The following is a 26,274-nucleotide window of genomic DNA, read 5'->3' as shown; positions in this document are numbered from 1 at the left end:
ACTTAGTGTCGTCGAGCACGTCCTGCTCGATCTGGGCAAACAGGGTGCGCTCACGTCGGTTCATGCACTCCATTGTGCGAGGCCCCACTGACACCACCGCCCTCCTCCGTCAAGACGCGACATCTCCCTGCGCGCGTGACGAAGGGTGGCCGCACCCGTGCAGCCACCCGATCGAGTACACGCGCCTCCAACGCCGGGCTCGACGTCTTGCTCACCGCGGGCGGATGGTCAGCCGACGCCCTTCGGCGCCGCTCCGGTGTGCGGCGGGAACACGGCGGCCGTCGTGCCCTTTGGCTTGTCGACGAGGACGTAGCCGTGTGCGGCCATCGCTTCCTTCTGAAAGTCCAGGACGAGGTCGGCGCACTCCTGGGTCCGGGTGGTGTCCTGGCCCCCGCCGGATTTGAAGAAGCGGACCAGGGCTCCGGCGGCCGTGGCGTCGCTGGCGTCGCAGGCCCGGCACAGCTCCAGTGTGATCGGCTTGCCGAAGGCATCGAGCACGGGCATCGTCGCGGCGAGGATGAGTGAACCGTTGCAGCGGGAACAGGGCGGCAGGTCGTCGCTGCGCTGGACGGATACGTGGGCCATGAGCGCCCCCTAGATCGCTGGGAGCGCCATCCAATCCTTCGCTGCCGAGGCCGTCAAGGTCTGTGCAGGCCCTTGACCGCTGGGGTGACTGCGACTTCGACCTGAGTTCTACCGGCGGTAGAATAGGGGGATGAGCAAGCCGACGAGCATCAAGACCAGTGAGGCCGTCCGCGACCGGCTGAGGCTGCTGGCGGAGGAACGCGGTACGACGATCACCGACCTGATCGAGGAGCTCGCGTCGAAGGAGCTCACTGCGGTCGAACGCGAGCAGCGCGCCGCCGAGGCCGCCCGGGAGCTCGGTATCGACTACACGGAGCAGGTTCAGCAGGCCGGTCAGGACGCCTGGGCGAAGATCCGCGCCCACCAGGGCCGCGCCGCGTGAACCTGACAGCGGTTCTCGACCATTCCGCTTTGGCCGCGCTGTACCAGGCGGACCCGTTCTTCACCGGGTTGTACATCGAGGCGTCGCGCGGTACCGGCCGGATCCTCGTGCCCTCTCTGGCGGCGATCGCCGCCGAGCGTCAGGTCCCTGGAGCGGGCAAGCACGCCACCCGGCTGCGCTTCTCCGAGAGCGTCGCGTTCACAGCGGCCCACGCCGACGACGCCATGGCCTGGCCTGACACGGTATGGCCGGTCGCCCATGCCGCGGCCATCGCCTGGAAGGCGGCCCGCGAGGGGGAGCCCGTCACCGTCTTGTCCCTGGTCCCCGACCTGTACGCTGCCACGGGCATCGCACCGCTCGACCCCACGGTGTAGACGAGTGTTGCAGCTTCTCGCTCCGCGGCTGGGGCGGCTCTCCAACGCAGAGTTCGGCCACCCGCTCCGAATCGCACACGTAAGCGACTGAGAGACAGGGGTCGTCGGCAGCGGCACCGTAGAACGGGGACGAGGCGCTTCGGGGGCGCGTTATCGTGGGGTCCTCTTATCTGCGGTTTCTATGATCTGGCGGGAGTATCAGAGTGCCCGAGGACCCCATCGCTCACAGCGAGCTCGCTGCCCTGACCCGGCGCTTCGAGGAGGTCGCGGCGAAGCACGACCGCGAGTTCGGGATCATCAAGTCCGACCTCACCGCGGTACGTCTCCAGATCGGCAACCTGGACCAGAAGGTCGAGGCGCTCGACAAGAAGATCGACCGGAACCAGGCCCAGATCATCGAGCTGCTCACCCAACTCGTGGGCCAGCGCCCCGACGCCGGCTGACGTTCCGGGCCCGGTGCCCGGCCTGCACACCGCGGCCCCGACCAGGCACCCATGGTCGGGGCCGCGGTGTGTCCAGGGTCAGTTCCCGGCGGTCAGGCGTTCCTGCCGGGCCTGGACAAGGCTGCGCCAGGCGGCGCGGACGTCGTCTTCGCTCGTGATCCAGCGGGCAGCCGAAGGCTCCGGCAGGGGCAGGGCAGCCATGTAGTGGGCGATGTCGGCGTAGTAGGCGTAGTCGCCGGTCCGGGCAAGGACGTGCAGCCGGTCGATGACGGCGCGGACCTTGTGGTGCTCGCCGAGGGCGGCGTGGTGGAAGGCGAGGGCGAGTTCAAGGACGGCTTCGGCAGCGGTGATGCCGGCGTCGCGGATCTCGGCGCGTAGGTCGCGGGCAGCCCCGAGGCCGCGGGGGAGTGCCGGCGTCGCGGACGAGCGCGGCAATCTGCACGGTGAGGCGTGTGGCGCGTAGGTCGAGGCCGGTGAGGAGCTGCTCGGCGAGGTGGAGTTCGTCGTCGGCGGCGTCGGGGTCGGTGAATGCGAGGACGAGGGCGCGGTGCGCCTGGCTGGTGGCGCGTTCCCCAGCGATGCTGTGCTGCTCGGCCTGGTCGCGGGCGGCGGCGTAGGCGGCTGCCGCGCGGTCCATGTCGCCGTGGGGCCAGTGGATGTCGCCTTCGACGCGGTGCTGGCGGCCGACCCAGCCCAAGGTGCGGGCGGTGTCGTAGGCGGTGGGGAAGTCGCCGGCGAGGCGGGCGAGGTGGGCAAGGCCCCGGCGGGCCGCGTGCGAGAGGCGGCCGTTTCCGTCGGCGACGAGTTGCATCCCTTGGCGGGAGGCCGCGGAGTCGCCGAGGTCGCGGTGGGCCTTGGCCAGGTAGTAGACGGCCATCTCGTGCAGGTCGTCGGGGAGCAGGTGGCTGCGGGTGACGGCGGTGAGGCGGGAGGCGGTAACGGAGCGGTGCTCGTGCTGGCGGCGGGCGAGGGCGGCGAGGAGTTCGACGAGGGCGTCGGCCGGCGTCTGCAGGCCGAGGGTGCCGTCTGGCCTGACAGGTGGGGCGAGCGGCTCCCAGACGGAGTCGCTGACGTAGGACCAGGCGGCGTCGGTGAGCCAGCCCAGGTCGAGACGGAAGTCCCGGGCCAGGGTGAGGCCCTGGCGCAGGCAGCCGACCAGCAGCATCCGGTCCGGCACGGAGCCAGCCGTCGCGTTCCACTGGTTTCCGAGAGCGGTCAGGATGCGTGTGGCGGCCTGCTGCCAGTCGGTGTCGGTCCAGCGGTCGTCGGTGGCATCGTCGGCGCTGCGGAGGGTGGAGCGGATCAGTCCGTGCAGGTGGTAGGGCCACAGTCCGAAGGCGTTCTCGCGGACGAAGGGCCGCTCGATCAGCCGCTGGGCCGGTGCCTGGTGCGCCAGGCCAGCAGCGGCGGTGGCGAGGGTGAGGTCGAAGGCGTCCAGCAAAGACACCGACCGCAGGACGTGGCGTTCGTCCGGGGTCAGGTCGGACAGGGTACGGGCGATCAGCGCGCCGAAGTCGTGGTCGAAGTCGGCCGGGACCGGCTCGCGGGTGCGGCGGATCTCCAGGAAGCGGAGCACCGACAGGTCGAGGTAGAGGGGCAGGCCATGTGAGCGGCCGGTGATGACCTGGCGGATCTCGCTGCTGATGAGCGGCTGGCCGGCGTGGGAGAGCCGGCGGGCGAGGTAGTCGTCGCAGTCCTCAGGTGAGAAGTCCCCGACCAGCACCTGCCGCCCACGCCCCCGTACGGGGCTCGCTGCCCGTGCGGCCGGGATCGCGCAGGCGGGTGCGGCGAGGCCGGGCCAGGCGGCCGACCCGGTGTAGTCGAGCTCCCCCTGCAGGGCGGGATCGGCCCACTGCACCCGGGAGCGGCCGGTACCGATGAAGAAGGCGTTCGGCATGAGCCACACCACCCGCTGGATCAGGCGCTCCAGGTCGCGGTGGGTGCGGTCGCCGACGTCCTCGAAGGTGTCCAGCAGGATCACCGGAGTGACGCGGCTGGCCGGGGGGAGGTGGGCGAGCTCCCACGCCAGCAGGTGCGGATAGAAGGACAGGGCCTCCAGGTCAGGGTCGGCTTCCAGCAGGTCGGCGAGCCTCGCGCACTCGGCGAGTGCGCGGACGGTCTGCCGCCGCTCCCGCAGCGCGCGTACGAGCGATCCGGTGATCTGGCCGATTGCCGTGCCGACGGTGCCGGGCAGCAGGAGCGCCTGGGCGACGTCGGCCATCGCCGACTGCATCTGCTGCGGCATCGCCTTGCCGAAACGTCCGGCCAGGCCACCGCGGCGCAGGTAGTCCTCCAGCGGCTCGCCGGGGTGCTGCTGCTCCCAGTAGCGGCGCAAGGCCACGTCGAAGGCGGGCAGTGGGCGGCCGAGGGAGCTGAGCGCGGCCCGGATCGTCAGCACCAGGTCCTCGAAGGAGGTACCGGCCGAGCGGGCGAGGTCGATCCGCACGGGCAGGATGCGCTCACCGGCCCAGGTGGGTTCGCCCCACTGCGCGGGCCGGCGCTCGGTGCCGGCGAGCGCGGCTTCCAGCTTGCGGGACAGCGTCGTCTTGCCGATGCCGCCGACCCCGTGGAACACCATGATGTTGTCGCGTGGGGCCTCGAGGTCCTCGACGTCGAAGCCTGGGCCGGCAGTGTGCTGCAGGTGCTCGGTGAGCGCGGCCGCGACGATCTCCCACTGCTGCTGGCGGTTGGTGAATGCCTCCCCGGCCTCCAGCCGCCGGTCGTTCGTACTGAACAGCGCCCGCAGATCCCTTCCCGCCACGTCCGTCCCCCGAATCCGTTGATCGACAGGCCCAACCTACGCGCGGTGAGCGGCCTTTCGCCTCCAGCATCTCCCGATCGAGGCGCGGCGGCAGTACACCTTCACGCCCTTCGCGTGCCGGTCGGTGTGGCGCGGGCAGGGGGCAAAGGAGGACGTTGAGGAGAATGACGAGTCCCATTTCAAGATCAACTGAAGGAGGGTGGTCAGCGTGACCGACCCTGGTAGGCCCGATTTCTCCGGCCTGGAAGGCGGCGTCGAGGCGCAGGCCGCTGACGCCGTACGGGCGGTGGTGAGCTGGTACAACGACCAGCTCCTCGCCGAGCGGCGCGCTCCGGTGCCCGATGAGGAGCGGGTGGAGGAACTGCGGGACGGCCGTCAGGCCGCGCTCGCTGACCAGCAGCAGCTTGCGACCGCGGATGCGGAGGAAGCGGCCCGGATCAAGGAGGTCTACGCGGCCCGGCTGAAGAAGCTCGACGCGTCGTAGGCCGCTCCTCGGAGCGTGACGGGCAGCGGCCCCAGCGAGGGGTGCGGCCGGTCGATCCGGGCCGGCTGCATCCCGGGCGGCATCAGCGGGCGGGCGAGCTCGACCATCTCCTGCAGTTCGTCGCGGTGCCGGGGGAGCGCTCGCCACAGACCGTGGTGGAGGCGGAAGAACGCGGCGGCCTCCTGCTCGGTGTACGGGCGTGCCCGTTCGGCCGCCAGGGCCCATGACGCGCTCCCGGCGCCGCCGGCCTCGTGACGCAGCAGGGCACGGCCGTCCCGCCGGATCACCGTGATCGCGGCGATCGCCGGGTGGCGCTCGGCGGCGGCGACGACATCGGTGAGCGCGTGGAAGCAGGTCCGGTGCCCCGACCGGGTGGTGAACCTGGGGGTGAGGCCGATCTGCAGGGACCGGGCGTAGCGCAGCGCGGTGGCCTGACGGCTGTCGGCCTCGCGGACGGCCAGGACCACGAGTTCGACCGGGTAGCCGCTGGCCGCGTACGGCAGTGCACTGTCGAACAGCTCCTCGACGCTGCCTGGCGCGCCCTCGATCAGGACGTCACCACGCCGCTCCCGCACGTACTGCTCGGCCTGGGCGAACCAGGCCCGGTAGTCCGCCCGGATCGCCGCTCCGGCACGGCGGGGGTCCTCACGCAGCAGCCGCAGGTAGTCCGGATGCTGCGCCTTGAAGTCGTCGCCGATCAAGTGAGTCGTGCCCGGCCGCATCGCGCGCCGCACCATCCTCGCGGCCAGGAGCTTGCCCGCCCCGGGCTGCCCCAGCACGTAGACGGCCCGCGGATCGAGCCGGGTGATGATGCCGCTCAGGTACGACGGGGTGCGCGGCCTCGGTCTTGCCGTGGCCGGACTTGCCCAGCTGCAGGCCGAAGAGCAGATCCTTCACCCGGGCGGCGCCGATCCGCTCGCGGCCGTCGGGGTAGGTGACGGCGCCGAGCGGCACCAGGTTCGGCTGGCCGGTGTAGACGGGCAGGTCCGACGGCGCCGGCGGGACCAGGCCGCCGGAGCGCACCACGCTGGAGGTCCGGCACTTCACCGTCGGCGGCTTGAGGAAGCCCGCGAGCTCCGGGACGGTCAGCCACTGGCGCCTGCGGGGCGCGAACTCGCCCGTGGCGAACCGCCGGTCGAAGTGCGCGATCCGCCAGCGGGTCCGCGGCCGGCGCGGCTTGAGGTAGTTCTCGCCGGAGGTGGCGGCGAACAGCTGGTTCATACGGGCCACAGCGGCCTGCGGGTGCGGCGCCTCGGTACGCAGCAGCAGCTGCACGGCGAACACTGCGCCGGCCGAGGGCTCGAACTTGCCCACGCCGTCTCGCAGGTCGGTCATGCGGGGCAGCCGCTCACCGCGGCCGCCGCCGGCGGTCTTGCCGCCGGACCAGGCCGCGGTGACCGAGCCCCACACCCCTCCCCCGCCAAGCCCGCCGGTCAGACGCTCGCCATAGGCGGAGGGCCCGCGGCGCCTGGACTGCGCGAGCAGTCGGCGGCGGCGCCGGCTGAGAAGCCGTTCGCGGACGGGGACCAGGTCCAGGACCACGTCGGCACGTTCACCGGCTTCGGTGCGTACCGAGGCCATCGCGGCGGCCAACTGCTGAAGCGGGTCGGGGGCGAGGCCGAGGGAGGCCAGCGGCTTGCGGTCGGGCAGGGCCAGGGTCAGCTCGACGCGCTGCACGTAGCGGCGGGCCGGCGGCCGCGGGCTGGCGGTGGGCTTGGCGACGTCGATGGTGGCGGTCATTTCGCCCCCTCACGCGACGCGGGGAAGCGGACCGGCTGGATGTCCTTCTTGGCGCGGTGTGCGCGCACTTCCACCTCGGCGAACCCTGGCATGGCCAGGACGGCGGCCGCGGTGGCCGGGCCCTCGAGGTAGCAGCGCATCTTGCCGCCCTCAGCGCGGTAGCGCAGCCGGGCTGCGGAGCCGCGGGCCGGGACGCCGCCGGCGGAGTGGTGGATGCGGCCCAGCTGGCGCGCCCAGCGGCCGACCTCGCCCTCGCTCGGGTCGAACGTGGAGGTCGGCACGACCTCCACGGTGACCCTGTCGGCGAGGGCGGCGCGTACGAGCCGGGCACGCCGCAGGGCCCACCAGATCTACAGGGCCAGGGCGGCCGGGGAGGCGGCCGCTAGGTAGGGAGCGGCGGCGGTGGCCCAGGCGCTGGCGTCGGCGTCGGCGTCGGCGTCGGCGTCGGCGTCGGTGAGGATGTCGGTACCCGGCAGGTCGGAGATGTTCATGCCGGCCGCCGGGCGGCTGTCTGGAGTGCTGGGGTGTCCTGCACGGTGGCCTCCTGATCAGTGTGGGGAGAACTCCCTTCACCTGGACCAAGGACGGCCGCACAGCCGGTTCAGACATCAACCGCGAGGTTTTGCGATCCCTTTACAGTTGGGCACACGCCGATGGCCGTACCTGTCCGTTGACATCGAACCCAGTTGTTTTGCCATGAACCGAGTCGTGCCGCATCCGGCGTGGCTAGAACACGAAGCGAACGAGGGTCGACGGCAAGCCGTCGGCCCTCTGGTCAGCTATCCCACAGCACAGCGCACCCTGCAGCTCATCAGCCGCCGAGAGTCCCCATGCACGTCATGCACCGGCTCGTCGCCCGCAGCTGCGCGTTTCCTCCAGTGGCGATGGCTGGGCTGCTTTCGCTGATGCGGTCCCAATCTCCGGGGGACGGATCGAGGATCCAACCCCACTTCGGGGGGCGCACCTCGTCTTCTGTCATGTGATCGCAGGCGCCTGGAACGTGCGCCTTACCATTCTGTTTGATCAAGATGGCGTTGCCGGGGAACCGCCGCCACTCCTGTCGAACACGCCCTTCCTTCGGGTGTGCCTTGGGGACGCTGCCATCAGGAGGGCAGGCGCACCCCATGCCGATGATGTTGTCGCATCGCTCGCAGCGCACCTCTTTCATGTGTGCAAGTGTCCCATCCGAGAGTGCGCAGCTCACGGGCAACGGCATCGCCGCGGCGTCCGTTGCGGCGATACCGAGAGATCACCGCTATTCGACTGGGTTGGATGGCAAAGCGGCTGGCTTCGCTGACAACAGACAGTACCGACGTCTGCTTGAGCTGCCCCGAGTTTCGTAGAGTCTGGTGATCTTGTTCAGGCGGACTGCGGGGTGGCTTCCTGTTGTCGCCACCAGTCGCGTTCGTACTCGGCGGGCGGTACGTAGTCGAGGGCTGAGTGGAGCCGTTCCTCGTTGTACCACGCGACCCACTGGAAGATCGCCCGCTCGACCTGGTCGAAGTCCCGCCAAGGGCCCTGCATCTCGATCAGCTCGGCCTTGAAGGTGCCGTTCAGCGCCTCGGCCATCGCGTTGTCATACGAGTCCGCGACCGAGCCGACGGACGCGGCGGCCCCGACCTCGGCGAGCCGGTCGGTGTACCGAATGGATACGTATTGCGACCCACTGTCGCTGTGATGGATGAGGCCGGAGCCCTTCTTGATCCGCCTCCTCCACAGCGCCATCTCCAGGGCATCCAGCGGGAGTTCGGTCCGCATGTGATTCGCGACCTGCCAGCCGACGATCATCCGCGAGTACACGTCCAGGACGAACGCCACATACACCCAGCCCGTCCAGGTGCGGACACAGGTCATGTCGGCCACCCAGAGCTGGTCGGGCCGGCTCGCGGTGAAATCCCGGTCGACCAGGTCCGGCGGGCGGGGCACCGACGGCTCCGGCACGGTGGTCCGCCGCCGCTGCCCGCGGATCACGCCCTCCAGGCCCAGCTCGCCCATCAGCCGCTCAACGGTGCAGCGGGCCACCACCACACCCTCGCGCCGCAGCGCACGGGTGATCCGACGGGCCCCATAGGTGCCGCCGGACTCGGAGTGAACCTGCTCGATCAGCGGCATGAGCTGCTCGTCACGGAGCCGGCGCGCGGACTTCGGCCGCTTCTTGCGGGCGTAGTAGGCGGACTCGGACCAGCCGAGCACCCGGCAGGCGAACCCGACCCCGAGGCCCTTGTCCCTGAGGTGCTCGATCACCTGGTCGGCCTCGTCCGGGGACGGTCGAGCTCCCGGGCAAAAAGCGCACTCGCCGCTTTGAGGATCTCGTTCGCCCGCTTGAAGTGGCTGGCCGGCTACCGCCATCCCCGCAACGTCGGCCGTCTGGGCCTGATGTCCGCTGTTCTGGAGGCGTTCACGCGGCCGCGGCCGCTGCTCGCGGGAGCCGAAGCTGTCGGTGACCCGATCGAGGTGCTTCCCGTCGTCTTCCACGCCCTGTGGCACGGACAGCTCACAACGGACCTGGAGGCGCCGCTGCACGAGTGCGTCCTTGTCGGCCCCAGGGACTGGAACGGTCCGGGCGAGACGGGAGGTGCCAAGTGAGCGCGCGGCGCAATGCGCGGCCGGCGGTGAAGGTCGGGGCGCATGTCCGTTTCCGCGGCGTGAAGTGGCAGGTGGTCGCTCTGTCCGGGCAGACCGTTCACCTCGTCGGCCCGGACGGCGGTGGCGAGGCGGTGCTCGCCGGGTACCTGTTCGCCGATCCCGGCTTCAGCGTCATCGGGGCCGACGTGCCGCAGGCGGCCCCGCAGTGGGGGCTGTTCGAGACCGCGCCCGCCGCGGCGCGGGAGAAGGCCCTGGCCTGGCAGCGGCACGTGAGGGAGGTCGAATGCGGCCTTGCCGACGGGCCTGGCAGCGGTGGAGTGGTGCGGGAGCAGTACGACCCCGCACGGCACACGCTGGCCGAGCGGGAGCAGGCCAAGGCTGAGGAGCTGACCGCCCTGGGGTTCGGGCGGGTGTCGCGTACCACGGTGCAGCGCATGCGCCTGGCCTACCGCAAACAGGGCCTGTGGGGGCTCCTGGACCGCCGCACCACCCGCGCCTCCAGCCCCACCGGGCGTTCCGACGAACGGGTCGTCGCCGCCGTCCGCGAGGCGCTGCGCCGCCGGCGCGGGCGTTCCAAGGGCACTGTCAGCGGCCTGTTCCCGCTGATCAACCAGATTCTCAAGGAGCGGCACGGTCCCGGTGCGGTGCCCGTGCCGTCGCAGGCCACGCTGTACCGTCTCGTCACCTCCCTCGCCCGCCCCGGTGAACTGCCCAGTGGTCCGGTGCGGCAGGTGCCCGCGAGCGTCGAGGGGCGGGCTTTCACCCCCGCCATGGCGCTGCGGCCGGGCGAGCAGGTCCAGATCGACACCACCCGCCTGGATGTCCTGGCCCTCTTCGACGACGGGCGCCTGGCCCGGCCCGAGCTGACTATCGCCGTCGACGTCGCCACCCGCTCCATCCTGGCCGCCGTGCTGTGCCCGAGCGCGACCAAGGCCGTCGACGCGGCCCTGCTGCTGGCGGAGATGGCCGTCCCGCACCCGGCCAGGCCGACCTGGCCGGACATCCTGCGCATGGACCACGCCCGCACGCTCCCCCACCAGCGGCTGGCCACGCTGGACGAGCGCCTGGCCGGTGCGGCGGCCCGGCCGGTCGTGTTGCCCGAGACGATCGTCGTCGACCGGGGCAAGGTCTTCGTCTCCGCCGCGTTCACCGCCGCCTGCGAGACCCTCGGCATCAGCGTCCGGCCCGCCCCGCCCCGCGCCCCCACCGCGAAGGGCATCGTCGAGCGGACCTTCGGGTCCATCAACGCCCTGTTCTGCCAGCACCTGCCCGGCTACACCGGCTCCGACGTCACCCGCCGCGGCCCCGACACCGAGAAAGACGCCTGCTACAGCGTCGCCCAAATGCAGGACCTCCTCGATGAGTGGCTGGTGCACTACCACCACCGGCCCCACGAAGGCCTGCGCCACCCGATGATGCCCGGGAAGGCGCTCACCCCGGATGAGATGTGGGCCGCGCTCGTCGCCGTCGCCGGACACGTCCCCGTCCCAATGACCGGGCGCGACTACCTCGAACTGCTGCCCGTGCGCTGGCAGGCCATCACCCCCGCCGGCATCAACATCCACCACCGCACCTACGACGCGGATCTCCTCGCCCCGCACCGCGGCCAGGCCTCCCCTGTCGCCGGCAGAGGCGGGAAATGGGAGATCCACTACAACCCCCACGATGTGCGCCAGATCTGGGTCCGGCTTCCCGACGGTGAACTCACCGAGGTTCCGTGGATCCACCGCGACCACGTCCACCGGCCCTTCGACGAACGGACCTGGCAGCACATCCGCACCCAGGCCGTTGACGGCAACCACGGTTACGCCGAGCAGTACGAAGCCAGCCTCGCCGACGCCCTCGACCAGCTCATGCGCCGCGTCCACAGCGGCCACGCCACCAAAGCGGAGCAGGACCTCATGGCCCGCACCGCTCACATCCCGCTCCCCACAGCCGGCGATGGGAACCACGGCACCGAAGCAGCCGCCGACAGCCCTGCGCAGCAAGGCGACGAAGGCAACGACGACAGCATCGACGACCTCGACGACCTGCCCGACGACGACGTCAGCCCCGCCTCGGCCGCCGGATTCGGGCTCTACAACGCGCACGCGGAAGCCGCCACATGGTGAACCCGAGCCAGGCAAGCGCGGGCAGCGCACAAGGCGGCACCGGCGACAGCGGCGAGGCCGAGCTGTCCTGGCCCCTGACCACCTGGCAGGGCTGGCACCGCTTCGCCACCACCGACCCGCCCACCCCTCCCCGCCCTGGCGACCCGCCCCGCAGCACAGAGGAACGCCTGGCCTACCACTCCGCGTTCGTCACCATCCGCACCCCCGCCATCCACACCCTAGCCACCCAGGTCCGCACCCTGATGATCCTCGGCCGCCACCAGCAGACCACCGCCCGGCCCTCGCTGATCGTCACCGGACCCGCCGCAGCAGGGAAAACGACCGCGCTCCTCAACGTCGGCCGCACCTGCCACCTCGCCCACATCCGCAAGAACCCCGCACCGCCCGGATCAGCGCACGCAGTGGTACCCGTCGCGTATGTCCTGGTCCCGTCCGGCGCGACCGCGAAAACCCTCGTCACCGAATTCGCCCGCTACCTCGGCATCCCCGTCACAGCCCGCATGACCCAGACCCAGATCACCGACGCCGTCTGCCACACCTACACCCAAGCCGGTGTACAGCTGGTGATGATCGACGAGATCCACCGTCTCAACCCCCGCACCACCACCGGCGCCCAAACCGCCGATCTGATCAAAGACCTCAGCGAACGTCTGCCCGCCACGTTCGTCTACGCCGGCATCAACGTCACCGACACACCCCTGTTCACCGGCGTGCGAGGCGCCCAACTCGCCGGACGCGCCACCCTCGTCGACTGCGGTCCCCTCCCCGCCCGCCACGGCACCCGTCACCCATTCCGCGACGTCATCACCGACATCGAAAACGCCCTCGACCTCGAACACCACAAACGCGGCACGCTCCCCCGCCACGGCGGCTTACCTCCACCAGCGCACCGCCGGCCGCATCGGATCCCTCACCCGACTCATCCGCCAAGCAGCCATCACCGCCATCCACGACGGCACTGAACGCATCACCAAACGATCACTCGAAGCCATCCGCCTCGACCACCTCGCCGAAACCCACCACCGCCCCCGCCAAGGCCGATAGGCCCACCTGCCAGGCAGACAGAACAGCTCTGACCAGCACAAACACCAGCCGGGCCTTTACACGCTATTGATCAGAAACTCATGGGGTTCTCGTCCATGACGTAGCGGACGTGTGGGCCACCGAAGTAGCCGCGGACGATGTGCGGCTGACGCTGACGCCTGCGGAAGAAGCGGCGGGTTTCGGCAGCGAGTTCGGCCTGGTCGCGGGCCCGGTGCTGCTTGGGCAGGCTGTGCTTGAGGTCGGCGTTGACCAGCTCGTCGGGGTTCAGCTCGGGCGAGTACGGGGGCAGGAAGTGCAGCTCTACATCATCGGGGTGGGCGGCGAGCCAGTCGCGGACCTTCTTCGAGCGGTGCGCGGAGTGACCGTCGACCACGAGGTGGACCTTGTGGTCGAAGTGGCCGGCGAGCCGGCCCAGGAAGCGGCACATCACTTCGGCGGTGAAGGACTCGGTGAAGACCATGAAGTGCATCCGGCCCTTGGTGCTGATCGCCGACATCGCGTTCACGGAGAACCGGTTCCCGCTCCGCCGCACGACGGGCGTCTTCCCCTTCTCACCCCAGGTGCGGCCGGTGACCTGGTCGGATCGGATGCCGACCTGGTCGGCGAAGAGGATCTCGCCGCCGTCTTTCTTCGCCTGCACGCGGATCTTCGGCCAGGTCTCTTCATGCCAGCGCCGGACGGCCTCGGGGTCCTGCTCGACGGCCCGCTTGTCCGGGCGCTGGAAGGACAGCCCCCATCGCTTCAAATACTTGCCCACCCCCACCTCGGTCAGCCGCACCCGGTACAGCTTCGCGATCAGCTCGCCCACCAGCCGCCGTGTCCACAGCTGACCGGAAAGCCCCACGTCACACGGCCGGTGGTCCAGGACCGCCTGCCGCACCGCGGCCTGCTCGGCCTCCCCGAGCACCTGGTGCACACCGACCGGCTTACCCCGAGGACGCATGACCAGGGCCTCCCGACCACCGGCCTGCCACTTCGCCCACCAGCCGTCGACCGCCTTCAGCGACACCCCGAACACTGCCGCCACGTCCTCGCGGTCCCGCCCCGCCATCAGAGCGGCCACCGCCCGCAGCCGCAGGGCCTCCTGCGCCGACGGCGACAGATGCCGCGCGTCCCCCACCAGATCGCTCACACCCACCCAACGACCCAGAACCCAAACCGTTTCTGATCAATAGAACTACCTACAACAAACCCCGCCCCGCTCAGCACAGAACGCATAACCCCAGCCCACACACCCCGGCCACCCCCGTCGAACCGCCAACTCCGCCCCTCAATAAACCCACAACACCCCAGGCCACCAACGACCCGGCACACCAACAAACCCCCCTCCGAGCGTTAAACGTCGCCAAAGACGGCGCCTTCCCACCCGCCACGGCCGCCTCCGCCACCAACTCCCGGTGCAACGCGACCGCGTTCCCTCGATGAAACGCAAGCAGTCGAGCCAGCTGCGGCGTAACAGTGAACCGGCGGCGCTCAGCCCGTTCCGGGCGGCCCTCATCCCGCGCCACGGCGAGCCACCGGCGCACCGTCCACTCCGACACTCCCAGCGTGTCAGCGACCATCCGCCGATGACCGGCCGTCAACTCTCCCCGCACCTCAAGCGCCAGCAATCGTCGCACCGCTACCGGCCGCAACACCTCGGCATCCGCCCCAGCCCCCACGCGCTCCCCCACCACCCCAGGCACAGCCGCCCACCGAGAATGATCAAGGAAGGACCCTACCCCATTGGAGGTATCACCCCGCTGACCAGCTAATCCTCAGCCACCGACCAGCTGTCCTCAATTCCCTGTCCGCCCTCAGCCCCATCGACCACCGCCCCGAACACCCCAGCAAACAAACCGATCACCTCACCCACCCCGCACCCTCTACTGGACATCGAAACGAGAACCACCCCGGACAACAACGCGAGAACTTCCACGGGGCCGCACCCGTGCCGGCCCTGGCTGGCTTTGTCGGTCAGTGGCGAGAGCGTTTGTTGCCCAAGTGCGAGAACACCCCGTGGGGGCGGAAGACGATGTAGCTGAGTTTGAGCAACGCCCGGTTGCTTGACTTGCCAGGAATGCCATGCATCCGCCGGCGTGGGTGGATGCGGAGCCTGGCGGTGTGCCGCATACGGTCAGCGTGCGCGCGATGAGCATGGCGCTTGCCACATGGACCGAAGCCTGCGGAGTATCAGCCGACGAGGTAGTCGCCGGGCGGCTCGGTCCAGGAGGCGAGGTGGCATGATGAGGCGGTGTCCGACTCTCTCCATACGCTGTGGCTGCGCGGCATCGCCTTCAATCCGGCAGCGCCCTCCGACGTACTGATACGCCTGGTGGATCGAGCGGCCGGTGAGACCGGCCCGCTGATGAGCGAGGGTCGTGACCTGCCCGACGCCGTGATCGACGCTGCCCTGCGCCATCCGGCCGAAGTCATCCGTCGCGCGCTCGCCCGCAACCGGCACATCGACCCCGCACGACTCGCCCCCTTGGCGACGGACCCGTCGGGGATCGTCCGCGGGTGGCTCGCCGGCGGCCCCAGCCCCCGTCCCCGATGGGTCCGACCGCTTCCGGACGACATCCTCGTCACCTTCCTGACCGCCCAGGATGGGGGCGAGGACGGCATACTCACCGAGAACGAGATCATGTGGGAGCTCGACTCGTCCCGGCAGATCCCGCTGTCCTTCACCCGCTCCATGGCCGACCGCGAGCACCCCGAACTCCGAATACGGGCCACCTGGAGGTGGCAGTCGCTCACCCCGGCGCAGCGGGCGGGGCTGCTCAACGATCCAGACCCTGCGGTCCGTGAAGCGGCGCAGGACAGCAGCTGGGAGCTGGACCCGGAACGGGTGGAGGCCAAGCTGCCGTCCATCGGTTCGCACAGCAAGGGATTCGTGCTCGGCACTTGCGCCCTGTCTCCCGCGCTCGTCGAGCAGTGCTTCGCGGACGGCACCGTGCATCCCCTGACCTGGAACCGCCATACCCCGGCCTACGCGGTCGCCCGGCTGGCCCGTCACCCCGAGGCCGAGGTCCGCGCGTTGGTCGCCGCCCGGCCCGACCTGGGACCGGACGTGGTCGCGGAGTTGAGGAAGGACCCGAACGAGGACGTGCGGATGCGCGCACGCCTCCACCCCTTCCCCCGCACCTGGGCCGAGTACTGGGCGATCCACAGGGTCATCGGTCACGGTCCGGACTGCACCTGCCCGATCACCGAGCAGGCGACCGAGCCGTCCCCCGACTGGTTCGCCGCCTGCGCGGCGTCCGAGGAACCGGTGCTCCGCCGGGTCGCGGCGAGCTGGCCCGGCCTGCCCGCGGAACTCGTCGAGACGCTCTCGCAGGACGACGACGAGGAGGTGAGGATCCGGCTGGCCTGCCACCACCCTCTGGCTCCACCACACCTGCTCTTGGACGTCTTCGTCACCCGCCCGGCCCACCGCCCCCACCTACTGACCCTGCCCGCGTTCCCGCGCACCGGCACGACCCACCTCATAGGCCACCCGGATCCACAGGTGCGCGCCCTGGCCGCAGCCGACCCCAACCTGACCAAACCCCCGGTGGAAGACCCCGACGAGTCAGTGTGCCGGGCAGCCGCCGCAAACCCGAGCCTGACGCCGGAGGCCCTGGAGGCCCTCCTTGCCGACCCCCGCACCGCAGAGGGTGCTGCAGCCAACCCGTCCCTCCCCATCCCCCGCATGCACGCACTCCTCGACCGCTGCCTGAACGCCGCCGCCACCCCGCCGCCGGCGGCCCGACGCTGAGAGACAACGCCCACCCAGCGATCACAGGTATGGCAACCTCCGTCGGCCATCGACTGGCGCCGACACGCCAGACAAGCGTTTCTGAATCTCATCAACATTCCCGGCACCAGCAACAAACGACTGCTCCTGTAACTCGTCTACGAACGTTCTCCGTTCTCGCCTATGCAGCCACCCTGGCGGACGCAGGGTCGGACGCTGTCCTGCCGATCGGTCGGGCGCCCTACTGGGGAGCGGCAGGCGGCCCGCTGCTATACGTCGAACGGGAGTGGTTCGGCTGCTTCCCTGCGGAGCGCCGCCACTCGGCACTTGATGCAGGGGTTGGGCCACACGTGGTCTTCTTCCAACTCGCCTCCGCAGCCCTGGCATTTCCCGCACCACGCGTCTCCGCAGGGCTCCCCGCAGTTGTCACACAAATCGGTGTCTTCCATGTTCTCTCTTTCTTCAGGAATGAGAATGGCCCCGGAACCTAGCGTCCGGGGCCATGAGTCGTCAAATGTACTGTGCGTGCTAGTGTCTCGTGATCCTGTTCATGTCAGTTCGAGTTGTTATTGACGAGTTTCTTCACGTTGGTCGCGACGAGTTTGACCTTCGCAAGGACCTCGCCGGCAGTCGCGGTCCAGGTGAACGGCTTCGCCGTCGCGTTCCAGGAGCTGATGTAGTCACGGATCTGCTTGATCAGGACGTTGACGCTGGAGAACGTGCCGCGGCGGATGGACTGCCGGGTCAGGATTCCGAACCAGATCTCGATCTGGTTCAGCCACGAGGAGCCGACGGGGGTGAAATGGAAGTGGATGTGCGGGTTCTTGGCCAGCCACTCCCTGACCTCCGGAGTGGTGTGCGTGGAGAGGTTGTCCAGGACGACATGGATGTCCTTCCCGGCGTGCGGCTTCACCGCCTTCTTCAAGAAGGCCAGGAAGTCCTTGCCGTTCCGGGTCGGCTTGCACTCGCCAAGTACTTCGCCGGTGGTCACGTTCAGGGCAGCGAACAGATTTGTGGTGCCGTGCCGGACGTAGTCGGCGGTGCGCTTCTCGCTCGCCGCGAAGGCGACCGGCAGCACCGGCTGGGTCCGGTCCAGGGCCTGGATCTGCGTCTTCTCATCGATCGAGAGGACCACCGCGCCGCCCGGCGGGGCCAGATACAAGCCGATCACATCGGCCACTTTCGCCGCGAACGCGGGGTCTTTCGAAAGCTTGAAGGTGCCGGAGCGGTGCGGCTTCAGGTTCTCCTCCCGCCAGATCCGCGCGATGTAGTGCCAGGACACGGTGATGTTCTCGGTCCGCCTCAGGTACTTCGCCAACTCGCGCGTGGACCAGTGCGAAAGGCCGGTGCCGTCCGGCGGCGTCATGCGCGTCAGCGCGATCACGCGGGCCCGCACCCGCGCCGGCACTTGTTCCCGGGCTCCGCCGGGCCGGTCGCCTTCCAGCCCAGCCAGTCCGAGCTCGACATAACGCCGCTTCCAGCGGTCCACCGTCGGCAGGGATACGCCAAGCAGTTCAGCGATGTCCTTGCGGCGACGGCCTTCGCTCGACCACAGCACGATCCGGCCCCGCGTCGCTATGTCGGCGGGCACGTCCGGGCTATTTACCAACTCCCGCAACACGGCGGCCTGTTCTACAGAGAGCTCCACACCAAGCGACCCTGCCACACAGGATCAAGTAACGCCAACGGAATCACGAGACACTAGTCGTTTGCTTTTTTCCCGTCAGCCGTTCTCCGCTTTCCGCGTCGACGGCGGTTCCGTCCGGGCGGAACTCAATGGTACGAACGGCGGGGCGTGCGTCGGGTTTGGCGTTCGGACCACTGACAGAGAACTTCGCTTTCACCGATTCTGATCGGTCGTCAATGGGGACGCTGACTTCCACGTGGACCAGCGTCGGGAGGATCACCGCATCGGGGGCGGGGTTGATCTTCTCTTCCGCTTTCTGTCCGGCCGCCTCGACACGGACCAGGGTGGGGTCCTCCTTGGGGTGGACCCATGCACTGACGATGACGGAGGTGCCGTCTCTGGCCCAGTCCCCGCTGGTTTCGGTGGTGACGCCGTCGATCGTGATATCGGCCGCGGCGTAGCCCTTGTGGGCGGCGGCCTTGGCCTGCTGCTCCTGGGCGTGCTGCTGCCGCTCGGCGGTGCGGTGCACGCCTACGAGGGCCAGGGCCAGGGCGGCGGCGGCCACGAGGTACGGCCAGGTCCGCCGGCGGCGCCGCGGAGGGGCGGCAGGGTCGGCCGACGCGGGCGCAGCGGGGGCGGGCTGCGGGTCGGCGGTCTGGTGCCAGGCTGGCGCGGTGGTGGGCTGTTGCTCATACCACTCTATCTCTTTGCCCATGCTGGTGAAGGTAGCGCGCAGCCGTGCGACCTGGTCGTGGTCTTTGCGGAGTTCGGCCACGTGCGCCCTGGTGACGAGCCACAGGGCGGCCTGGTCGGAGGTGATGCCGTGGGTGGTGATGTCATCGCGCTCTCCGATGGCGGCCAGGTCGGCAGCCTCGCTGAAGCGCCCTTCCGCAGCGGCCTGCAGGACGCTTCGGTGCCGGTCGTCGGGGAGCACAATCCCGGGTTGCGGCTGCTCACTCTCGGCCGCGCCGTCCTGGTCCTGGTCGTCCTCCTGGTCGACGGGGGCCGGCTGGTCTTCCTCCTGCTCCCCGTTCTCGTGGGCGGTGGTGGGAGCAGCCGGGGCGGCCGGGGCGGGCTGCTCTGCGTCCTCGACGGCGGCGACGTCGTGGGCGTCGTCCTCGACGGCGGCGACGTCCTCGATGTCGGTGCCCTGCGCCCTGCGGCGCCGGGTGGAGGTGTCGGTCAGTGCCGCCTCTTCGGAGTCCAGGAGGGTCTGGACGATGTCGACGTAGCCGGGGCCGACCTTCCACACGGCCTGGCCCGGGTCCAGGCTGGGAATGGCGTCCACGGCCCACGGGGGCAGGCCCAGCAGCGTGCCGACGGCCGCGGCCTCCTCGGGGCCCAACCGCCCCACGTGCGCGATCTCGCACAGACGCGCCAGGTCCCGTGCCCGCCCTTCCCCGAGGTCGGACAGCGTGTGCATGAGCACGTCCAGCGACAGCGCTGCCTTCCGGCTGTTCTTCAGCAGCCGTTGAATCAGGCTCGCGGTGGCGGGGGACAGGAGGATCTGCCATGCCTCCTCCAGCACCAGATGCCGGTGCACGGCGGTGGAGTGCGGCAGCCATACGACCTTCCCCGGCGTGAAGGCCGCCGAGCAGCGAATGATCGGCCTCGGCGCCACCAAGCCCGCCCGCCAGCCCGACGGCCGTATCAGGAGCCATGCATGGGAACGTGGGGAACCGGCCCGTTCGATAGTGACCTCGCCGCAGACTTCGTCGATGAACTCAAGGGACTCACTCCCCAGCAGGTCATCGACGTGCTGGAGCGGACTTTCCAGCGAGTCACCGACTCGGGAGAGCGCGTCGATGGCGGAGACGGGGCCGAAGCCGTTGCCGCCGGTGTTCTCCTCGCCAGCACCCTCCCGTGCAGCCCCAACGTGATTGACCCCCGATGACCGGCCCCAGGGAACCACTGCCCGAACTACCGGCCTCACTTCGCGCGTCGGCGAGACTCGCACCGGACCGGGTTCTCCAGAACGGATCAGAGTGGCAACCGGCTGGGTGGACAGCGCCGGCGCCGATCAGTGGCGCCTGGAAGTGCGACAGATTCTCCCAGCACTCGAAACACCCGCTGATCACTCGTCGTGACCGCTTCACTAAAGTCGTGCCAAAACCGCTGCCCTTGAACAAAGCCAGCACCGGGTAGCCCGATGCGCCCACGGGGTGCAGGACACGGCCAACCGTCACCCCGACACGGCACACGGCTCGGCGCCGGACAACGCCGGTGCCGAGCCGCTCGACGCCCAGCTGCTCGGCCTTGTCGAGCAGCGCGGAGCCGGAGGTCAGCACAGGGGCTCCGCCGCCTCGTGGAGGGCTAGGACCGCCCGCCGCGCGAGTCGCCGCTGCTCGGCCACCTCGGCCGCGGCGCTGGCGGAATCGAGCCGTGCGGCCCACGAGGCGAGCTCTTCCTCGGCCACGCGAGCGGCCCTGGTGACACTGCGTGGGCATATCGACGGCAGAGCCCGGCGGTACTCCTCGAACTCGCGGACCCCCTCTCGTATCCGGCGCGCCGCGGTCGGTCGGTCCGGGGCGCCGTCCGCGCCCCGGAGTACCCGCAGCGCGGCCTCGACGGCCGCCGGGACCAGGCGCGAGCGCCAGTGACGCCGCCACAGGTACTGTTCGAACTCGTCGTGGCGGAAGCGGTAGGACGTACCGTCCACGCGCAGTAGGCCGCCCTCGTGCGCCCAGTCCAGGAAACGCCCGAGTCGCAGCGGAAGGCGCCGCCGCATGGCCGCGCACACGAGGAAGACGTGATAGCGCCTGCCGTGCGCCCCTCCCTTGACGGTGCTCCAGGTCTCGACCGACCAGGGGCCCGCGACGAGCAGGCCGAGCACGGCGCCCGCGGCCGCCGCCCACACGGCCGCGGACAGGTCCGCCGGCCCCGTCCCCGCTGCGCCCACCAGGTGATACCCCACCGCCAGTCCGTAACCGCTGCCGCCGAACAGGCCGAACATCAACCGGTCGATCCTGACGAGGCGGTGGGCCGGGACACCCAGGAGGCGCCCGGGCGCGCCGACGTGCAGCACGCCCACACGCGACAGGTCCTCACGCCACGCCTCGATGGCGGAGAGCCCGGTGGCCAGGATCAGCAGCGCGCACAGAGCCAGGTCCGCGGTGAGTCCCACGGTGCCGAACGCGAGCCCCGTGACGAAAAGGGCCACGGCGGCGGCCAGGGCGGCGTCCACCACACGCACCAGGCGTCGGCCGCCCAGGGGCCACAGGCGGTGCGGCACCAGAGAGGCCCGGGCCGGGACGAAGTCCTGGAGGGAGGCCTGCCGCCCGGCCAGGCTGTCCACCGCGATCTCCCGGTGGCCGGCCAGCAGAGCGAGCCAGGCGCCGACCCGCTCGGCGTCGTAGCGGCGGCGCGGACCCGGGTGCGATTCCAGGGCGGAGCGCACGTACAGCGACATCAGGTACTCCTCGGCCTCGGCCCGCATCTCCTCAGCGAGGGGTGAGTCCTCGGCTGTGCGGAGCCGTTCCCGGAGCGGCATCATGCTCCACCGCCAGGACGGCAGCCGGTCCGCGGAACCCGCCTCGAAGCGTCGCAGCAGCGCCTGATGGCCCCACCGGGACACCAGTTCGGCGGGGTCCCGGCGATCCCCCGGGCCTTCGTCGGCCTGGGCGCGGTAGGCGTGCGCCACGAGCGTCAGCCGCCAGGGCGTGCCCAGTTCCCGGGCCAGCGGCCCGTCGGGGGAGGCGCGGATGTCTTCCAGCAGGGGGTCCCAGCGGTCGGAGCCGCCGCCGTCCAGCCAGGCGCTCTGCCGCCGGAGGTACGACAGCGCCGTCTCGGCCGGCACGTCGAGGAGTTCGGCCCGGGCCGCTCCCGCGAGCGGGACCGAGCCGTCCAGGTCCTCGTAAGCGCTTCTCCGGCAGGTGACGACCACGTTCCCCGGCCGCCGCCGGTTCTCGCGCAGATAGGTGAGCATCGCCCGCGCGCGCGGCCGCGCGGTGTCCTCCCGCCCGTCCATCTCGTCCAGTCCGTCGAGCACGAGGACCGCGTCGTCGATCACCCGCTCCACGAGCGCCGGGGACCGGCCGTACGTTCCCGACACCTGCTCCACCAGCCAGCTCCGGAAGGCCTTGTGGAAGCCCTCGTCCGCGGGGCGCACCCCCTTCGGGGTGCCGGACCACGACCACAGCGGCAGCAGGACGGGGACCCCGCACGCGCCCTCCGCGTGCCGGTCCGCCAGTCGCAGGGTGAGGGCCTTGGCGAGCAGCGACTTGCCGCTGCCCGGCCCGCCGGTGACCACGAGCCGCCGGCCGCTGCTGTCCGGCAGCGCCAGATAGAGGTCCGCGACGCGTTCCCACTCCGCCTCGGAGACGGACTCCCGCCGGTCCTCCGGGCCACCGGGCGGCGACGTGAAGCGGAACCGGACCGGCATGACGACCCTGCGGTCCGAGGACGTTGTCGTACTGGCTCCGCTCGTGCATGCGGACGGCCTTGGCGAGCGCGTCTTCCGCGCCGCTCTCCCGCTCCCGCAGATACTGCCGGACGGTGAACACGAGCCCCAGGCCCGCGAGGAGGGCGCCCAGCCCTCCCATCAGCGCGCCGAACGGGTCCACGTCCCCCCGCGGCAGCGAACGGAACAGGGCGACCGCTCCGGCGATCACCGCCGCGAGGCCCAGCACGGCCCCCACCCGCCACCATCGCGCGTCCCCCCGTACTCCCACGCGGCCCCCTCTCCGGCTTTCCGCCGCCCGGTCTTCGTCCGCCCCCGCAAGATCGTGGCCTCCACGGTAGCGGGCCCCTTTTCAGGGCGCCCCTCTTCACGCGTCGATCGGGCAGGGCGACTGGTCCAGGCCTCTGCGGGCGTTCGGTCCGTCGAGAGTGACGCGGTGCGACCCGGCCCGGACCCGGGCAGCACTCCACTCGGTGAAGCGTCGGTGTGCGGTCGGCCCGGCGGCCCGAAGGCCGGCGGCAGCTGCCGCGGCCGAAGCTGAGGGCGCTCCGGTCCCGGGGCATGCTCGCGCGGCCGGCTCAGGCCGGTGGCGGTGGCGGTGGCGGTGGTCGGGGTCTCGCCGTCGCAGTCGTCGCAGTCGTCGTAGTCGTCGCAGTCGTCGTAGCTGCCCTCCCGCCGCTTGCCCCGCCGCCGCAGGTGAGGGCCGCTTCACCTGTCGTGTGCGGGCGTGGCGGGAGGGTGTGGCGGGGGGAGTTCGCGGACCCGGACGGTGCGGTCGGCGTCCGCGGTCGCGAGCATCGTGCCGTCTGGGCTGAACGCGGCGTCGTGGACGGACGTGGCCGGCGACGGCACCTGCAGCAGCAGGGCGCCGCTGCGGGCGTCCCACAGGCAGGCGCGGCGGCCGCCGCTGGTCGCGATTCGGTCGCCGAGGGGGCTGAAAGCCACGCGGACCCTGGTGTCGAGCGCCTCGTCCAGGTGCAAGGTGAGCAGTCTGCGGCCGGTGTAGGAGTCCACCACCGCGGCGCCTTGGCTGATGCTCGGGCGCTGCAGCAGGACCGGCACGGCCAGTCGTGCCCCGTCCGGGCTGAACGCCATCGCTCCCGGTGCCACCATGGCCTTGTCGAGCGGAATGTCCACAAGCGGTCTGCCGTCGGTGGCGTCCAGGACGGACACCGAGCGCGGCGCGCCCACCGCCAGTCGGGTGCCGTCCGGGCTGAACGCCGCGTCCCTGGGCCCGGCCGCGCGGCCCCTGGCGCTCAGGACGAGCCTGCCCGTACGGGTGTCCCAGATCTGCACCCGGTCGCCCCCCGCGGAGGCGATCCGGGCCGCGCCCTGGCCGAACACCAGGTGGTGCGCCTTCTCTGCGTGCTCGATGGCCAGTACCCCGGCGCCGGTTGCCGCGTCCCACAGCCTCAGCGCCTTGTCCGGGCGCCGGACGGTCGCAAGGAGGGTGCCGTCCGGGCTGGCCGCAAGGCGCGCGGTCTCGCGCCAGCCGGCGCGGTGGGTGATCTCGTAGCGCTGCCGCCCCGCCAGGTCGGTGACGACGACGGTGCCGTTGTCCATGGCGTAGGCGACGCGGTCGCCGCCGCAGCAGAACGCGACGGCGGTGACGCCCCTGTCCGCGGTGAGGGTCGCGCCGCGGGGGCGCGGCCCGGCGGACTGGGTGGCGGGCCGCGGCGTTGCGGCGGTAGCGGGCCGCGGCGGCGCGGGGACAGCCGTGCGCGGCGGCGACGCGGGGGACGCCGGTGGCGACACCCGCGTGGGGGTGTAGGCCATGCCCCGTTCCAGGCGCCGCAGGGCGGCGGCGACTTCGGTGGCGGACCCGAACCGCCGCTCGGGCTCCTTGCTCAGCAGGGTGAGCACCAGTTCGTCCCAGGCGGGTGCGACCGCCGGGGCGAGCGAGCCGGGAGCAGGCGGTTCCTGCGTGAGGTGGGCCGTCAGGTGGCCCATGGCGTCGGGGGCGTCGAACGGCAGCCGTCCGGTGAGCATCTCGAACAGCACGCAGCCCAGCGCGTAGAGGTCACTGCGCGCCTCGGGGTAGCCGCGTGCCTGCTCGAGCGCCATGTACTGCGGTGTGCCGACGATGAACCCGGTGCGGGTGAGGCGGCCGCCACCCGCGGATGAGTCGGCGGCGCGGGCGATACCGAAGTCGAGGACCTTCACCGTGCCGGCCGCGGTGATCAGGATGTTGGCGGGCTTGACGTCGCGGTGCAGGACCCCGGCCGCGTGCGCCTGCGCGAGGGCGTCGGCGACCTGCGCGCCCCAGCGTGCGGCGGCCTCCTGCGCGACAGGCCCGCGGCGCAAGGCGACCTCCAGGCCCTCCCCGCGGAGCAGTTCCATGACCAGGAACGGCGTCCGCCCGTCCTCGGCCTGCGCCTCACCCAGGTCGTGGACGGTGACGATGTACGGGTGCTGGAGGGCCGCGGTGATCCGTGCCTCTCGCAGGAAGCGGGCACGCGCCTCGTCGCCCCGGCTGCCGCCGCCGGCCAGCAGCGAGACCACCTTGACGGCGACAGGCCGTTGCAGTGTCTCGTCCCGTGCCTCCCACACCTGCCCCATGCCACCCGCGCCCAAGGGCCGCAGCATCCGGTACCGGCCCCCCATCAGCACGTCTCGCACAAGCCCCCCAGACGGTCGTCACGACGCCACCATCCTAGGAGGCCGGCCCCCTTGCCCGACGTGCCGGTGTGAAGCGGCGGGCCAGGCCCTGCCAGGCGCCCTCGGGGCGAGGGGGAAGGACTGCCGCGGGGGGCCGGGCAGTCGCCGGCCGCACCGGAGACGCTGGTATCTCACGGCGGACACGCACGCACTGCCCTGTGCTGACGCCGCCTTGGCCGGCGTAGCCTTGGCCGACGTTGCCTTGGCCGACGCCGCCGCCACCGGTCAGCGGGGGCTGAGCAAGCAGAACTCGTTGCCTTCCGGATCGGTCAGGATCCTCCAGTGGACGGAGGACTGGTCGATTCCCGGATCGGTGGCGCCCAAGGCGCGCAGACGGGCTTCCTCGGCCGCCGAGTCGTCACCGGGGTAGGGGCTGACATCGAGATGGACGCGGTTCCACACGCTCTTGGTGTCAGGCGTGCGGAGGAACTCCAGGTACGGGCCTACGCCTCGCGCGGACCGCATGACCGCGTGGTCGTCGGTGACCTCGTGCAGCGTCCAGTCCATCGCCTCCCCCCAGAACCGGGCCATCCCGCGCGGGTCGGCGCAGTCCACCACCACCGCGGCGATCGGCCCGGTGTCCTGGTAGACGGGGCGGGGCTCCAGGACGCAGAACTCGTTGCCCTCCGGATCGGCCATGACCGTCCAGGGGACATCGCCCTGGCCCACATCGGCGAGGGTCGCGCCGAGCTCCTTCAGGCGTGCCACCACCTGCTCCTGATGGGTCGTCGAGGTGGTCGCCAGATCAATGTGCACCCGGTTCTTCACCGTTTTCGGCTCCGGGCGGGCGATGATGTCGATGCAGACCGCCGCGGGGTCGGGGTAGGCGAAATCCGGGGGCTCCAGGTTGGTCACGCCGGGCGCTTCGCTGTCGATGGTCCAACCCAGTGCGTCCGCCCAGAACCGGCCGAGCGCGGCATCGTCCAGGGCCTTCATGTTGATCTGTACGAGTCTCGTTGCCATGCCGCAGATCCTAGAGTCCGACTTCGCCCGGGCCTCCGAGGAACCACCACGTCCGGCCGGGCTGGGGCATACGCGTGGCCGCGTGGGATCAACGGGCCTCGGGCAGCGGGCAGCAGGCAGCGGCGCGGACGGGCGGTGTCAGCCGTTGAGGGTGGTGTGGGGGCGCATAGTCAGGGAGTTGGCGCGGTAGGCGTCGTGGACGGCGGCGCCCGCGACGCGCAGCAGGGCCCTCGTCGTTCTCCCGGAGTGGCTTTGCCCACGAGAACGGGCAGCAGCCATTCACCACTTCCGGGAGGCACCTCGCACACCCAGGATTCAAACGGTGACGGCGTCACACACCGTGGCGTTTCACGGTCTCGTGCAGCGAGCGAAAAAACGTTGATCAGCCCGCCGCTGAGCTGC

Annotated in this window: 23 protein-coding genes and 1 pseudogene; 9 read left to right on the top strand and 15 right to left on the bottom strand. The window is 70.8% G+C overall.

What is annotated here, in order from left to right; all coding sequences use genetic code 11:
- Positions 1-228 precede the first annotated feature (228 nt).
- Positions 229-585 carry a DUF6300 family protein gene (locus L6E17_RS23525; RefSeq protein WP_236242726.1) on the bottom strand — a complete coding sequence of 119 codons (357 nt, stop codon included), beginning with the start codon at positions 583-585 and terminating at the stop codon, positions 229-231.
- Positions 586-715: 130 nt separating this feature from the next.
- Here L6E17_RS23525 and L6E17_RS23520 point away from each other — a divergent pair, with 130 nt between their 5' ends.
- The 3 genes from L6E17_RS23520 (at position 716) to L6E17_RS23510 (ending at position 1,784) form a co-directional block, all read left to right on the top strand.
- Positions 716-967 carry a hypothetical protein gene (locus tag L6E17_RS23520; protein WP_236242725.1) on the top strand — a complete coding sequence of 84 codons (252 nt, stop codon included), beginning with the start codon at positions 716-718 and terminating at the stop codon, positions 965-967.
- Between the two features lie 29 nt (positions 968-996).
- Positions 997-1,341 (top strand): hypothetical protein, encoded by a 345-nt coding sequence (locus L6E17_RS23515; RefSeq protein ID WP_236242724.1) that lies wholly within the window; start codon positions 997-999, stop codon positions 1,339-1,341.
- Between the two features lie 203 nt (positions 1,342-1,544).
- Entirely contained in the window at positions 1,545-1,784 is a 240-nt protein-coding gene (locus L6E17_RS23510; RefSeq protein ID WP_236242723.1) for a hypothetical protein, read from the top strand.
- A gap of 78 nt (positions 1,785-1,862) precedes the next feature.
- Here L6E17_RS23510 and L6E17_RS31165 read toward each other — a convergent pair whose 3' ends face one another.
- A complete protein-coding gene (locus L6E17_RS31165) occupies positions 1,863-2,219 on the bottom strand; it encodes a hypothetical protein (RefSeq protein WP_308315927.1) in 357 nt (118 codons plus the stop codon).
- On the bottom strand, positions 2,110-4,545 hold the full coding sequence (locus tag L6E17_RS23505) for an ATP/GTP-binding protein (RefSeq protein WP_308315926.1): 2,436 nt from the start codon (positions 4,543-4,545) through the stop codon (positions 2,110-2,112). Before L6E17_RS23505 ends, L6E17_RS31165 begins: the two co-directional genes overlap by 110 nt.
- Before the next feature lie 208 nt (positions 4,546-4,753).
- On the opposite strand from L6E17_RS23505, the gene L6E17_RS23500 reads away from it, so the two are divergent.
- Positions 4,754-5,029, top strand: a complete 276-nt coding sequence (locus tag L6E17_RS23500; protein WP_236242722.1) for a hypothetical protein — start codon at positions 4,754-4,756, stop codon at positions 5,027-5,029.
- On the opposite strand, the gene L6E17_RS23495 is transcribed toward L6E17_RS23500, so the two are convergent.
- The 5 genes from L6E17_RS23495 to L6E17_RS23475 form a co-directional block, all read right to left on the bottom strand.
- Entirely contained in the window at positions 4,993-5,778 is a 786-nt protein-coding gene (locus tag L6E17_RS23495) for a zeta toxin family protein (protein WP_236242746.1), read from the bottom strand. The two genes, L6E17_RS23500 and L6E17_RS23495, sit on opposite strands and share 37 nt — an antisense overlap.
- Positions 5,675-6,769 (bottom strand): hypothetical protein, encoded by a 1,095-nt coding sequence (locus tag L6E17_RS23490; RefSeq protein WP_236242721.1) that lies wholly within the window; start codon positions 6,767-6,769, stop codon positions 5,675-5,677. Before L6E17_RS23490 ends, L6E17_RS23495 begins: the two co-directional genes overlap by 104 nt.
- Positions 6,766-7,050: a hypothetical protein gene (locus L6E17_RS23485; RefSeq protein WP_236242720.1), complete on the bottom strand. Its 285-nt coding sequence runs from the start codon at positions 7,048-7,050 to the stop codon at positions 6,766-6,768. The genes L6E17_RS23490 and L6E17_RS23485 overlap by 4 nt, the downstream gene beginning before the upstream one ends.
- Positions 7,051-7,119: 69 nt before the next feature.
- A complete protein-coding gene (locus L6E17_RS23480; protein WP_236242719.1) occupies positions 7,120-7,260 on the bottom strand; it encodes a hypothetical protein in 141 nt (46 codons plus the stop codon).
- Positions 7,261-8,128: 868 nt separating this feature from the next.
- Positions 8,129-9,013, bottom strand: a complete 885-nt coding sequence (locus L6E17_RS23475; protein WP_236242718.1) for an IS3 family transposase — start codon at positions 9,011-9,013, stop codon at positions 8,129-8,131.
- A 57-nt stretch (positions 9,014-9,070) separates the two neighbouring features.
- Between L6E17_RS23475 and L6E17_RS23470 the strand changes: the two genes are divergently transcribed.
- The 3 genes and pseudogenes from L6E17_RS23470 (at position 9,071) to L6E17_RS23460 (ending at position 12,510) form a co-directional block, all read left to right on the top strand.
- Entirely contained in the window at positions 9,071-9,355 is a 285-nt protein-coding gene (locus tag L6E17_RS23470; RefSeq protein ID WP_236242717.1) for a hypothetical protein, read from the top strand.
- Positions 9,352-11,466: a Mu transposase C-terminal domain-containing protein gene (locus tag L6E17_RS23465; protein ID WP_374109123.1), complete on the top strand. Its 2,115-nt coding sequence runs from the start codon at positions 9,352-9,354 to the stop codon at positions 11,464-11,466. Before L6E17_RS23470 ends, L6E17_RS23465 begins: the two co-directional genes overlap by 4 nt.
- A gap of 74 nt (positions 11,467-11,540) precedes the next feature.
- Positions 11,541-12,510: pseudogene (locus L6E17_RS23460) on the top strand (TniB family NTP-binding protein).
- 70 nt (positions 12,511-12,580) lie between these two features.
- Here L6E17_RS23460 and L6E17_RS23455 read toward each other — a convergent pair.
- A complete protein-coding gene (locus tag L6E17_RS23455) occupies positions 12,581-13,582 on the bottom strand; it encodes an IS630 family transposase (RefSeq protein ID WP_236240391.1) in 1,002 nt (333 codons plus the stop codon).
- A gap of 1,161 nt (positions 13,583-14,743) precedes the next feature.
- Here L6E17_RS23455 and L6E17_RS23450 point away from each other — a divergent pair.
- Positions 14,744-16,246: a hypothetical protein gene (locus L6E17_RS23450; protein ID WP_236242715.1), complete on the top strand. Its 1,503-nt coding sequence runs from the start codon at positions 14,744-14,746 to the stop codon at positions 16,244-16,246.
- Positions 16,247-16,778: 532 nt separating this feature from the next.
- Here the strand turns inward: L6E17_RS23450 and L6E17_RS23445 are convergent.
- Positions 16,779-17,873: an IS630 family transposase gene (locus L6E17_RS23445; RefSeq protein ID WP_236239806.1), complete on the bottom strand. Its 1,095-nt coding sequence runs from the start codon at positions 17,871-17,873 to the stop codon at positions 16,779-16,781.
- A 43-nt stretch (positions 17,874-17,916) separates the two neighbouring features.
- Positions 17,917-19,395: a hypothetical protein gene (locus L6E17_RS23440; RefSeq protein ID WP_374109122.1), complete on the bottom strand. Its 1,479-nt coding sequence runs from the start codon at positions 19,393-19,395 to the stop codon at positions 17,917-17,919.
- Here L6E17_RS23440 and L6E17_RS31625 point away from each other — a divergent pair.
- Complete coding sequence (locus L6E17_RS31625) at positions 19,384-19,746, top strand: DUF4259 domain-containing protein (RefSeq protein ID WP_374109121.1); 363 nt, start codon at positions 19,384-19,386, stop codon at positions 19,744-19,746. The genes L6E17_RS23440 and L6E17_RS31625 overlap by 12 nt on opposite strands.
- A gap of 387 nt (positions 19,747-20,133) precedes the next feature.
- Here the strand turns inward: L6E17_RS31625 and L6E17_RS23435 are convergent, their stop codons facing one another.
- The 4 genes from L6E17_RS23435 to L6E17_RS23415 form a co-directional block, all read right to left on the bottom strand.
- Positions 20,134-22,233 carry an NACHT domain-containing protein gene (locus tag L6E17_RS23435; protein ID WP_236242713.1) on the bottom strand — a complete coding sequence of 700 codons (2,100 nt, stop codon included), beginning with the start codon at positions 22,231-22,233 and terminating at the stop codon, positions 20,134-20,136.
- 726 nt (positions 22,234-22,959) lie between these two features.
- On the bottom strand, positions 22,960-24,825 hold the full coding sequence (locus tag L6E17_RS23425; protein ID WP_236242712.1) for a WD40 repeat domain-containing serine/threonine protein kinase: 1,866 nt from the start codon (positions 24,823-24,825) through the stop codon (positions 22,960-22,962).
- A gap of 309 nt (positions 24,826-25,134) precedes the next feature.
- Positions 25,135-25,872 carry a VOC family protein gene (locus tag L6E17_RS23420; RefSeq protein ID WP_236242711.1) on the bottom strand — a complete coding sequence of 246 codons (738 nt, stop codon included), beginning with the start codon at positions 25,870-25,872 and terminating at the stop codon, positions 25,135-25,137.
- A gap of 138 nt (positions 25,873-26,010) precedes the next feature.
- Positions 26,011-26,151: a hypothetical protein gene (locus tag L6E17_RS23415; RefSeq protein ID WP_236242710.1), complete on the bottom strand. Its 141-nt coding sequence runs from the start codon at positions 26,149-26,151 to the stop codon at positions 26,011-26,013.
- Positions 26,152-26,274: the final 123 nt, after the last annotated feature.

Source organism: Streptomyces sp. CC228A, from assembly GCF_021390935.1.
Taxonomy (GTDB): Bacteria; Actinomycetota; Actinomycetes; order Streptomycetales; family Streptomycetaceae; genus Streptomyces.
The sequence above is the reverse complement of the archived record's forward strand: the minus strand, read 5'-3'. Positions and strand labels throughout refer to the sequence as shown.